13 protein-coding genes are annotated in these 11597 nt (G+C 40.8%); 1 reads left to right on the top strand and 12 read right to left on the bottom strand.

Going from position 1 to position 11597, the window contains the following annotated elements; all coding sequences use genetic code 11:
- Positions 1-26 precede the first annotated feature (26 nt).
- The 12 genes from mef(A) to B7720_RS07860 all read right to left on the bottom strand — a co-directional run bounded on the left by mef(A) (position 27) and on the right by B7720_RS07860 (position 11229).
- Complete coding sequence (gene mef(A) / locus B7720_RS07915) at positions 27-1244, bottom strand: macrolide efflux MFS transporter Mef(A) (RefSeq protein ID WP_000417519.1); 1218 nt, start codon at positions 1242-1244, stop codon at positions 27-29.
- Between the two features lie 385 nt (positions 1245-1629).
- The gene (locus B7720_RS07910; RefSeq protein WP_000873143.1) at positions 1630-1800 is read right to left on the bottom strand and encodes a hypothetical protein; all 171 of its coding nucleotides are present in this window, start codon (positions 1798-1800) and stop codon (positions 1630-1632) included.
- Positions 1801-2314: 514 nt separating this feature from the next.
- Positions 2315-3670, bottom strand: a complete 1356-nt coding sequence (gene rlmD / locus B7720_RS07905) for a 23S rRNA (uracil(1939)-C(5))-methyltransferase RlmD (protein ID WP_084857407.1) — start codon at positions 3668-3670, stop codon at positions 2315-2317.
- Between the two features lie 74 nt (positions 3671-3744).
- Positions 3745-4719 carry a DUF1002 domain-containing protein gene (locus B7720_RS07900; RefSeq protein ID WP_084857405.1) on the bottom strand — a complete coding sequence of 325 codons (975 nt, stop codon included), beginning with the start codon at positions 4717-4719 and terminating at the stop codon, positions 3745-3747.
- A gap of 86 nt (positions 4720-4805) precedes the next feature.
- Entirely contained in the window at positions 4806-5408 is a 603-nt protein-coding gene (locus B7720_RS07895) for a lysozyme family protein (RefSeq protein ID WP_084857403.1), read from the bottom strand.
- A complete protein-coding gene (locus tag B7720_RS07890) occupies positions 5408-6382 on the bottom strand; it encodes a nucleoid-associated protein (RefSeq protein WP_162281778.1) in 975 nt (324 codons plus the stop codon). Before B7720_RS07890 ends, B7720_RS07895 begins: the two co-directional genes overlap by 1 nt.
- Positions 6383-6389: 7 nt before the next feature.
- Positions 6390-7646 (bottom strand): serine hydroxymethyltransferase, encoded by a 1257-nt coding sequence (gene glyA / locus B7720_RS07885; protein WP_049478746.1) that lies wholly within the window; start codon positions 7644-7646, stop codon positions 6390-6392.
- Between the two features lie 61 nt (positions 7647-7707).
- A complete protein-coding gene (locus B7720_RS07880; RefSeq protein WP_084857400.1) occupies positions 7708-8139 on the bottom strand; it encodes a GNAT family N-acetyltransferase in 432 nt (143 codons plus the stop codon).
- A 1-nt stretch (position 8140) separates the two neighbouring features.
- Positions 8141-8743, bottom strand: coding sequence for an L-threonylcarbamoyladenylate synthase (locus B7720_RS07875; protein WP_084857398.1), 603 nt, complete (start codon positions 8741-8743; stop codon positions 8141-8143).
- A complete protein-coding gene (prmC, locus tag B7720_RS07870) occupies positions 8727-9563 on the bottom strand; it encodes a peptide chain release factor N(5)-glutamine methyltransferase (protein ID WP_084857395.1) in 837 nt (278 codons plus the stop codon). Before prmC ends, B7720_RS07875 begins: the two co-directional genes overlap by 17 nt.
- Positions 9563-10642 carry a peptide chain release factor 1 gene (prfA, locus tag B7720_RS07865; RefSeq protein WP_001028815.1) on the bottom strand — a complete coding sequence of 360 codons (1080 nt, stop codon included), beginning with the start codon at positions 10640-10642 and terminating at the stop codon, positions 9563-9565. The genes prmC and prfA overlap by 1 nt, the downstream gene beginning before the upstream one ends.
- Positions 10639-11229: a thymidine kinase gene (locus B7720_RS07860; RefSeq protein WP_084857393.1), complete on the bottom strand. Its 591-nt coding sequence runs from the start codon at positions 11227-11229 to the stop codon at positions 10639-10641. Before B7720_RS07860 ends, prfA begins: the two co-directional genes overlap by 4 nt.
- 122 nt (positions 11230-11351) lie before the next feature.
- On the opposite strand from B7720_RS07860, the gene B7720_RS07855 reads away from it, so the two are divergent.
- Positions 11352-11534: a 4-oxalocrotonate tautomerase gene (locus B7720_RS07855; protein ID WP_001117401.1), complete on the top strand. Its 183-nt coding sequence runs from the start codon at positions 11352-11354 to the stop codon at positions 11532-11534.
- The last annotated feature ends 63 nt before the right edge of the window (positions 11535-11597 follow it).

The raw sequence follows: 11597 nt of genomic DNA, 5'->3' as shown, positions 1-11597 counted from the left end.
ATACATAAATATTCCTCCAATATTGTTTATTTTAAATCTAATTTTCTAACCTCAGTTATCATTTGGCAAACTATAGCAATGCCAATAATTAAAATACCTGATAGTAAAAACCAATGATTTACACCGATTTTATCAGCAAAGAATCCAGAAAGAATTAACCCAATTGGCATAGCAAGTGACATGATACTTCCGATCAAAGAAAATACACGTCCTAAATATTCAGGCTTAATTTTCTCCTGAAAAAGAGCTGTTTGCACACCGCTATAAAATGGCACCGAAAGCCCCATTATTGCACAGCAAACTACGAATATTACAAATCCATTTGGAGGAAGTATTCCCGAAACGGCTAAACTGGTCCCCATTATAAAAAATGAACTTGTTATTAGTAATACATGCTTTTCGAAGCCCCCTAATCTTCCTAATAATAAGCCTCCTGCTAGCATCCCAAATGCAAAGGAAATTTCCGTAATAGAAATATGCACAGGTGTTCCATTAAAGTGTTCCATGCTTATTAAAGGAAATAGTGCATTGATTGGCATATAAACAAAAGTATATAGTGTTCCTAAGAGTAATAAGGCAAACAATCCTTTGTTTTGTCTCAGAACCACAACTCCTTCTTTCATCTCCCTTATGAAATTTGGTTCTAAACTTTGCACTTGATTACCCAGCTTAGGTATACGTACAATTGCTACCGTAATAGATGCAATCACAGCACCCAATACGTCGATGGCAATAATAGCATTTAAATCCCAAACGGAGTATAAGAGTGCTGCAACTGCCGGACTAACAATATAGCTTATAGACTGCAAAGACTGACTATAGCCTGCGCATTTCGTTAGCTGTTCTTCTGGTACTAAAAGTGGTGTAACCGCATTGAGTGCTGGGGTATGAAAAGCTGTTCCAATGCTACGGATAAACAATACTATCATAATCATCCAGACAGGTAGCTCCATACAGAATGCAACAATAGCAAGCACTGCACCAGCTGCTGCGATAATTAAATCGGCACCAATCATTATCTTCTTCCTATCATGACGATCCACTAGCACACCAATGGCAGGTCCCAAAATCGCATAGGGTAAAAAACCTACTAATGAAGCCATAGACAAGACCATCGCAGATCCTGTTTTTTCTGTAAGGTAAAAAATAATCGCCATTTGCAGGATGGCACTAGTGATTAATGATACTGCTTGCCCTGCCCATATTGCATAAAATTTTCGTTTCCAATTGTTGTATTTTTCCATTTATATTATCTCCTGCATATTATTTTGCTTGAATTTCTATTTTGAATAGCATTCTAGGCAATAAAAAATGCAGGCCAAACCCCACAATGTGGCTTTTGGTCTGCATACATACAATTTGGAAACATTCATATTAAAGACATAGTTAAATAAAGGTATAGTTAAATAACCAATATCCTCACCGTAACTAATGAATGCTCAATATCGTATAAATAAGCACAACAAAAAAGCCTATCATCGGGTATAGATTCTGCTTTTTTTATTGCCAGCTTATCTTAAACGCATTGAGGCTGTCATAGTTTCGGTTCCTCCTACATCTTTGTTTATATCAATTTATAGTATAACACAACAAGATGATATGTTCAATATAAAAGTTATGGAATGAGACTCATACTTCCAATTCGATGCCAGATTTAAAGGATATGACGAAGTTTTCTTCATAGACTGTAACGCTCTGGATTATCTTCCTTAGTAGCAAGCGATTAGCTTTCACAAAATCTTCTGTTTGTAGTTTTAAAAATTCATCAGGATTTTCTAACTCAACCTCAAAATATTTCATTTTACATTCCCTCATTTCATTTATTGATAAATTGAGTTTGCAAAAAAGAGTGGACAATTTTTGTCTACTCTTAACCTTTAAAATAGTTTTTTTTAATCGATTTGAAGTTGCCTAAATTATTACTTATTCGGTAAAATGAAGTATTGCTTTCAACAGATTTCCTTCAACTACACTTCACTTGATTCAAACAAGGTGGGTACATTTCTATTCCCACAAACTCCTTGTCAATGGAAACAAACACGTACCCACAGGGTAAATGGAAATAGAAACTGATAATTTCTAGCTATCACTTCTACTCATTCCAAAAATTTTCTCACTCTGATACTTACCCACCATAAAGCAAAAAGCCTTGCAATCAAGGCTTTCATTATCCCTTTCGTTCAAAGGTTTCTAAGCTTTTACGAGCAGAGCGACACACTCAGCGGTTCGCTATCTCCGTTCTGTCTGCGTGCTAGCACTTGTCAATCACGGACAGCTATCGCATGGGCGGAAGTAAATGCTAATCTTCGTCGTTTTACTCCTTGACTAGCAAACTTACCGCCTCAACATGATGCGTTTGCGGAAAAAGGTCCACCGGCTGTACTCTCTTCAATTCGTATCCCAACTCTTGATAGAGTTTGATATCACGCGCCATGGTGGCGACATTACATGAAATATAAGCGATGCGGTCTGCTCCTGTTTGGGCGCTTGCTTTGATAAAGCTCTCGGTCAATCCCTTGCGTGGTGGGTCAACCAAGATAACGGTTGGTTGGATACCTTCCTTGAGCCAATTCCTCATGGCATTTTCAGCTGTGTCGCAGACATAGTGGGCATTTGTGATATTGTTTAATGCAGCATTCTTCTGGCTATTCTCAACTGCTTCTGGGATGACCTCAACTCCATAGACTTCCTTAACATGTTTCGCAACAGAGAGGCCAATCGTTCCAATCCCTGAGTAGGCGTCGATCACCACATCATCTGCTTTTAATCCTGCAAAATCAATAGCTGTTTGATAAAGTTTCTCTGCCATTTCAGTATTTACTTGATAAAAAGCTGGCCCAGCGATTTGGTAGTCATTTCCCAACATCTGGTCGATAATATAGTCTTGACCATAAAGAGTTTTCCACTCCTTGCCAAAAATCGCATTGGTATTCTGGTCGTTGATATTTTGCATGACAGACACGATCTCTGGGGACTGCTTGATAAGGTGTTCAATCAATTGCTCCACTCGGAAAACTTTCGGACGAGTTGTTACTAAAATGACCATGATTTGTCCTGAATAGTGCCCACGTCGCACTACAAGATTTCGAATCAAGCCAGACTGTTCCTTTTCGTCATAAGGTTTTAAATCAAAACGACGAAGCAAATCTCGAAGGGCTACTATGACTTGGTCAATGACAGGATCCTGGATAAAGAAATCTTCAAGGGGCATGAGATCATGCGAATTTTTACGGAAAAAACCAGTTTCCAAGACACCATTCACTCGACGAACGGGCACCTGGGCCTTGTTTCGATACTGGATTGGATGTTCCATGCCGAGCGTTTCAGCGACCTCTACATCTGCAATACCAGCAATCTTGTAGAGACTGTCTTTGACTTGCTTGGTTTTGAACTTAAGCTGCTCTGGATAGGCAAGATGCCCCAAATCGGCAATACCTGAGCGTAGATAAGCTAGGTCAAGGTCTTGGTTACGATGTGGAGAGTAAGTAAGGTATTCTTCCACTTTCCCAAAGCCAATCTTTTTATTGATTTTGAGGACACGCATAAGGATTTTCTCAGTTGGTAGAGCATTTTCTACAAAGAAAACCAAACCATCTACCTTAGTAACTCCTGCACCTTCATGGGTCAAATCAACAATTTCAACTTCTACAATATCATTTTTCTTTAGCATATTTTTCACTTTCTATCGGCCGACAAAAAAAGACGGCAACATTTCTGCTACCATCTATTATATCATGAAATGACCTAAGCACCAAAACTCTTGAAGAAGTTGACAATGGCTTGCCAAAGAGAGCTAAAGAAGTTGCCCCCCTCTTCTAGCGCTTTATTGGCATCAAAGTTGAGGTTGATATTTTTAAAGCTATCTCCAGCTTGGGATACAATGCTTTCCTTGAGGTCATTTAGGGTTTTAGTGAAGTCAGCATTGTTCAAAATATCACTCTTTGAGAGGTTAAGGGCAAAATTGATGATGATATTGACCTGGTTTCCTGTTATAACCTGATCGAGTTTGTAGTTTTTTAGCGTGTCTTCAACGATTTTGCGGACATCTTCTTCTGTCAGATTTCCTTTGGCTTCTTTTGCCTTTGCGATTCCTGCCTTGATGTCTGTCATGGCCGCATTTAGCTTATTGGCATCGTAACCTAACTTGTCCTTATTTTCAGCATTGATATCGGACAAGGCTTTTAGTTCTTCTTGGGCCAAGTCCTTATTGGCTTGCGGTACTTTAGCACCATTGGCCTCTAACGAGTAGTAAATCCCAGCTAGGGCGCTCTCTCCTGTAACTGGAATGGGTGCTGCAACTGTGATTTTGGCATGCTCCACTCCCAGAGTCACTGCTGCGTTACGGTACATATCCTGCGTCACCTTGGTGATATTTTCAGGCGTTTCAATCTTGACCTCTAGAGGTGATTTGTCACCTAGCTTTTGAATCTTGGCCGACGAATAGAGCTGTAGACTAGCATCATTAGCAACATTCATAATTTTCGAATAGATATCAGGTGTCATAGTTTTGATAGCTTTGGTGTCTTTTGATGCATCATAGCCAAGTTTGCTAAGAGTTTGATTTTTCTGGTCTTCAGATAGAGAAGAACCTAGGACATATTCTGGTTGTACATAGGTTTCATCGATTACTTTTTGAACATCTGTTGCTGCGTGGACACTCGTCATAGCTGTTGCTGCCCACAATACTGCAGCACTTGTTAGAAAGAGTTTCTTTCTCATAGGGTATTCCCTCCTTTACCTTTCTAGGGTAATAAAACAATCTTAAAGAAAGCTTATAGCGAAAAACACCTGGTCAAACCAGATGCTTAAAAGAAATTAAAGAATTTCATGATATAGAGGTTAAAGCGTACCTGTCTGGAGTAGTAATAGTTTCCTCCATTTTCATAGAGTTCTGCTCCGTGAAAGATAGAAATTGGGTTGATGTAGGTGTAGGTCTTCCCCGTAGTATTCCCAAGGATAGGAGCGACTGTTTCTCGGGAATAACGCTTGGCTAGAGCTAGAGTATTTTCCTTACCATTCTGAGCGATAAAGTCTATATAGGCAGGTCCAAAATTATAGGCTTGAACGGCGGTCCAGACATCTACTCCTTTGCTCTGTGCCAAATAGAGATTATCTGTTAGAGTCTGAACCCCTTGGCGAATACTAGAGGCATTGTCATTGATGGTATTGGTAGCGCCACTAGCAGACTCACTAGACTGCATGACATCCCCCTCTTTTCCTTTTGTTTCGGTATAAATCATAGCAAGCACCAACTCTTCATTGGCTGGAGTATCTCTTTCACTGAGGATTTCCCGAACCATGGGTTGGTAGGTCATGACTTGCTTTACATCCTGACGAATGTGATAAGCTTTGTATCCAGCAAAAAGAAGGACTGCTAGCACTAGCATTCTTCTTATAAATTTAAACATTATTTACTTTGAATATCCTCGATATTTTTGATTAAGATAGAATAGGTTCCATTGTCATTTTGGATAAACTCAACAGACTCCGCATCTTGATAGACGTTATTGGGAACAATGAGCTCAATCCCGTTTGACAAGGAAAGTTTTTGGTTTTCAAATTTCTTGAGTTGGCGACTGGCATCAATTTCATCGAACTGGACTGGTTCTGGTACGGCTTCCTTGACTTGATCAATAAAGCTCAAACGAGCTGTCAGATTGTTGTCAAAAAGGTCATTAGCCAATTTTTCAGGTGACAATTCATTGCTTTCTTCAAGATTGTTGAAAATTGCTGATTTGACCTTGGATTGAAACTGAAAATCATCTGTGTTAAAGGACTCAGCAATTCTCTGGGCTGTTTTTTCCAATTCCTTGATGGATTTCTTGGGAGAAATCTTAGGAGCGACAGCAAGAAGATTTTCTGAAAAATAGTTCAAAAAAGTCCCATTGTACTTGATGCGTTTCTCAATCAGGTGATACTTGCGACTTTGAAGATTGACGACCAAGGCCTCATCAGCTCCTGTTCCAAAACCAGGCAAGTTATTCTGAGTTAGCTTGATTGGATTATCAACTTCTCCTCCAAGGTGGGTCAAGGTTTCCCGCAGGGCAATTCGCAAGAAAGCAAAATGTTCAACGCCTTCTTTAGAAAACTGAACAAAAACCAAGTCATTGGTCTTGAGGTTTTCAGAAATACTGAACTCCTCTTTCCAGAGATTAGCCAGTGTTACTGATGTCTCCAACAAATCATCTGTGATGTGATTGAAGAAGGGATTTTCTTCTTCGAAAATCCCAGTCTTAGCTTCATCTGAATACACACGTTCAATTTTTTTACGCAGGTATTCCTCGATTTTTGGAGTGATATTGAGAAACTTATCCGCTAGAAACAGCTCGGTTTCATCTGGGCTGAACTGATGGATAATAGCTTTCTTAATATAAATGTCCATAAAAGTATTAGTCCTCGTATAGTGGGAAGGCATCTGTCAATTCTTTGACCGCACTTCTCACTTCTTCTAATACAGCCTCATTTTCTGCATTTTTAAGGGTTTTAATGATGAGTTCAGCCACTTTACGGCTTTCTTCTTCACCAAATCCACGTGCAGTGATGGCTGCTGCTCCGATACGAATTCCACTTGTCTTGAATGGTGACAAGGTTTCGTATGGAATTGAGTTTTTATTTAGGGTAATATTAACTTCATCCAGCAAGTTTTGAGCAACTTTTCCGTTTTCTACAACCTTAGTCACATCCACTAGGAAGAGATGATTTTCAGTACCACCTGAGATGATACGGAAATCAGGGTCTTTCAAGAAGACTTCAACCATAGCCTTGCTGTTTTTGATGACATTAGCAGCATATTCCTTGAAGGCTGGGTCCAAAACTTCTTTGAATGAAACCGCCTTAGCAGCAACAACATGCTCTAAAGGACCGCCTTGAATACCTGGGAAAATAGCTGAGTTGATTTTCTTAGCTAGGTCCTCATCATTTGTCAAGATCAAACCACCACGCGGTCCACGAAGAGTTTTGTGGGTCGTTGTTGTAGTGATATGAGCGTATGGTACTGGGCTTGGATGAAGTCCAGCTGCAACCAAACCAGCGATATGGGCCATATCGACCATAAGCTTAGCCCCAACAGCATCTGCGATTTCACGGAATTTTGAGAAGTCGATAATTTGAGAATAAGCTGATGCACCTGCTACGATTAGTTTTGGTTTTACTTCTTGGGCTTGTTTCAAGATTGCATCAAAGTCCAAGAGTTCCGTTTCAGGATCCACACTGTAAGAAACAAAGTTGTAGGTTTGACCAGAGAAGCTAACTGGAGCTCCGTGGGTCAAGTGTCCACCTGCTGCCAAATCCATCCCCATAACGGTATCACCTGGCTCAATCAAGGCCATGTAAGCCGCACAGTTGGCTTGGCTTCCTGAGTGAGGTTGAACATTAGCAAATTTAGCACCGAAAATTTCTTTTGCACGTTCAATAGCTAGAGTTTCTACCACGTCTACTACATCAGTTCCACCATAATAACGGCGTCCTGGGTAACCTTCAGCGTATTTATTCGTCAAGATAGACCCTTGAGCTGCCATAACAGCCTTAGAAACCACGTTCTCCGAAGCAATCAACTCAATGTTGTTTTGTTGGCGTTCTTCTTCTTTGGCAATAGCATTCCAGAGATCAGCATCGTATGCTTTAAAATCGTCTTTGTCAAAAATCATAGGTCTTCTCCTTTATAGTGTGACTGGTCCTTTAGTTTGTTTTTACAAGAAAGAAAATAAACTAAAAGATGCGAATAAACCGTTTCTGCACTTTATCACAAGTATAACCAACTTTTTCATAAAATGCATGAGCACCCAGACGGTGATCGGCAGAGTTTAAGCGGATAAACTCATAACCACGTCTTTTTGCTTCGTCTTCCAACCCTTGTAGTAAGCTTTTACCGATACCTTGCCCTTGTGCTTGAGGCGAAACTGCTAAGCCTAAGATATTAAATCCTGCTTTGGAATAGAGGGATTCATAAACTTCAGCATGGACATATCCAAGTAGGACATGGCTGGCTGCATCCTCATAGCCAAGTAGGAAATGATGGGAATCCTGAGATAGTCTAGCTAGTTGACTAGCAGTGTCCTCCGGACTAAAAGAATAGCCCAAAGCCTCTTTGTTAATCTCACATATAGCATTCACATCTGTTTCTTGCAAATCTCTTAGCATTTCATTCCTCCTCAAAAGAAATCTCTGGCAACCGAGCAAGAATATCTTCTCGTTTAATTGCGCCTTGGCGCAAGATTTTCACCTTGTCTCCAGACAAATCCAAAATAGTCGAATCCTGTCCAGTTAGAAAAGCGTCGTCCTCCAGACCCAGAACCTCTTGGTCAAAATCCTCTAGAATTTGAGCAAAGGTCACTCCACTTGCCTGACCTGAAATATTGGCAGACGGACCAATCAAAGGACCTGTCTCGCGAATCAAATCAAGCGTAATAGGGTGACTCGGCATCCGAAATCCGACAGTTGCAAGACCAGAGTTGACCCAATAGGGAACTCGGTCATTGGCTTCGAGGATAATGGTCAAGGGACCCGGTAAAAAGGCCTCTACAAGCTTTTGTAGATAAGTTGGCTGATTCTTTGAAAAGTGCAAGATGTCCTCTAGAGAAGCGACATTAAGATTGAGCGCCTTATCCCTGGGACGACGTTTGAGTTGGTAAACATGGTCGACAGCTTTTTCGTCTAAGGCCTTAGCAAAGAGACCATAAACTGTCTCGGTAGGTAAAACGACTGCCCCGCCCTTTGACAACTCTTGTCTAATCCTGTCCATCATCAACTACAACCATCCTATCTTGACCAAATTGGTCCTTGAGTGTTCGTATTCGTTTTTCAGGAAGATATTTCCTAAAAAGCGCAGGAACACTTTGACCTTGCTTGTATCCAATTTCAAGGTAAATCTTACCACCATCTGTGAGATAGTCTTTTGCATCTTCCGCAATTCTGCGGTAAATAGCTAGACCATCCTCATCTGCAAAGAGAGCTAGATGAGGTTCTGAATGCAAAACATTCAAACCAACCTCTGACTCATCTTCACGAGAGATATAGGGTGGATTGGATACAATTATATCATATTTTTCAGAAATTTCTGCAAAACAATCAGATTTTTTAAAAAATATATTAAGATTTTGATTTTTAGCGTTCTCTGATGCAAGCTGCAAAGCGTCTTTGGAAATATCTGCTGCTGTCACTGACCAATCTGGTCTGTTTTTAGCTAATCCAAGAGCTATGGCGCCACTTCCAGTCCCGATATCTAGGACCTTAAGATTTTCCTCAGGATTTTCAGCTAGGATAAGTTCCACCAACTCTTCTGTTTCTGGACGAGGAATCAAAACCCGCTCATCCACTTTTAACTGCATTCCAAAGAAATCTGCGTGACCAACGATATACTGAGCTGGTTTGTGAGCCGCTAACTGCTGGTAAATTTCTTCTACAAAATTTTCTTCCTCTTTTGTCACTTCCTGCTGAAGAGCAAAGACAAAGTCCGTAAAAGAGAGATTTTTTAGGCTACGGTAGACAAAAGAGAGGCTTTCTGCTTCCTCTCCTTGTCTCATCAACTCTTCTTCAAAATCTGAAAATAATTGAGCTAATTTCATTATTTGTTTAATTCTTCTAATTTTTGTGTTTGGTCATAAAGAACCAAGGCATCCACAACTTCATCCAATTTACCAGACAATATCGTATCAAGTTTTTGGAGGGTCAAGCCGATACGGTGGTCTGTGACACGGTTTTGTGGGAAATTGTAAGTACGGATACGTTCTGAACGGTCACCAGTACCGATTGTCGACTTACGCTCAGCGTCTTGTTCATCTTGTGCAATCTGAGCAAAATGGTCAGCAACACGCGCACGAATGATTTTCATAGCCTTCTCACGGTTCTTCTGCTGGGTACGTTCTTCCTGCATCTCAACCTTGATATTGGTTGGCAAGTGAACGATACGAACGGCAGTCGCAACCTTATTGACGTTCTGTCCACCAGCACCAGATGCGTGGTAGATATCAACACGAAGATCTTTTGGATCAATATCGTATTCAACTTCTTCCACTTCAGGCATGACTAGAACTGTCGCTGTCGAGGTATGAACACGGCCTTGACTTTCTGTCACAGGGACACGTTGCACACGGTGAGCACCTGATTCGTACTTAAGCTTAGAATATACAGATTGACCTGAAACCATGGCAACCACTTCTTTGAAACCACCGACACCGTTCATAGAAGCTTCCATGACTTCAAAGCGCCACCCTTGAGCTTCCGCATACTTTTGGTACATAGTTAGAAGGTCTCCGGCGAAAAGTGCTGCTTCGTCTCCACCAGCTGCCCCACGAATTTCAAGGATGATGTTCTTGTCATCGTTAGGATCCTTTGGCAGGAGCAAAATTTTCAATTTTTCTTCATACTCTTCTTTTTCAGCCTTGGCATCTTTGAGCTCTTGCTTGGCCATTTCCTCCAAGTCCGCGTCTCCACCAGATTCCTTAATCATCTCTTCGGCATCAACGATGTTTTGAAGGACTTGTTTGTACTCACGGTAGGCTGTTACCGTATCACGAGTTGAAGCCTCTTCTTTTGAAAGCTCCATGAAACGCTTGGTGTCCGAAACGACATCAGGGTCACTGAGCAATTCTCCTAATTCTTCATAACGGTCTTCTACAGCTTGTAGTTGATCATAGATGTTCATTTTTCTTCATTCTCCTTATTGATTTCAGGGGCAAAATAATGTTTTCGGCAAACCGAGATATAGGTTTCATTGCCACCGATCTGGATTTGTTCGCCATCATAGACTGGCACACCATCTTGAGTTCGCAACACCATAGTCGCCTTTTTCTTACAATACTGGCAAATGGTCTTAATCTCATCGATTTTGTCTGCTAATAGTAAGAGGTGTTTGGAACCTTCAAAAAGTTCATTGCGAAAGTCATTCTTCAAACCAAATGCCATGACGGGTATGTCTAACTCATCAACAACACGAGCTAGGTCGTAAACATGGTGACGCTTGAGAAATTGGGCCTCATCGACTAGGATACAGTAGGGTTTGACTTCCAAATCTCGGATTAAGCCATAGATATCTGTATCATCTTCAATCGCAATGGCTGGGCGTTTCATGCCGATTCGACTCGACACATAGCCAACACCGTCACGCGTATCCAGAGCCGAAGTCATAATCACAACTCCCTTTCCTTGCTCCTCGTAGTTATAGGCCACCTTGAGAATCTCAATCGTCTTACCAGAGTTCATGGTCCCATAACGATAATACAACTGTGCCATGCTTCTATTTCACGTCCATTTCTAAATTTTTGCTACATTCTAGTATATCATAATTTTCTGAAGCTTTAAACGGCAAAATGTGGTAAAATAGAAGAAATCAAAAACTAGTGGAGGAAGCTATTATGCCATTTGTACGCATCGATTTATTTGAAGGTCGCACGCTCGAGCAAAAGAAAGCTCTTGCTAAGGAAGTAACGGAAGCTGTTGTCCGTAACACTGGAGCCCCTCAATCAGCCGTTCATGTCATCATCAACGACATGCCAGAAGGAACCTACTTTCCTCAAGGAGAAATGCGCACCAAATAAACCAGCTTAAGCAGAATTGCTTAGGCTTTTTCAATCTCCAAGTAGCATCCATTGAAGAAATAG

It is taken from the genome of Streptococcus oralis subsp. oralis, from assembly GCF_002096455.1.
GTDB classification, from domain to species: Bacteria; Bacillota; Bacilli; order Lactobacillales; family Streptococcaceae; genus Streptococcus; species Streptococcus oralis_CY.
This window is presented reverse-complemented; position numbering and strand designations above follow the sequence as displayed.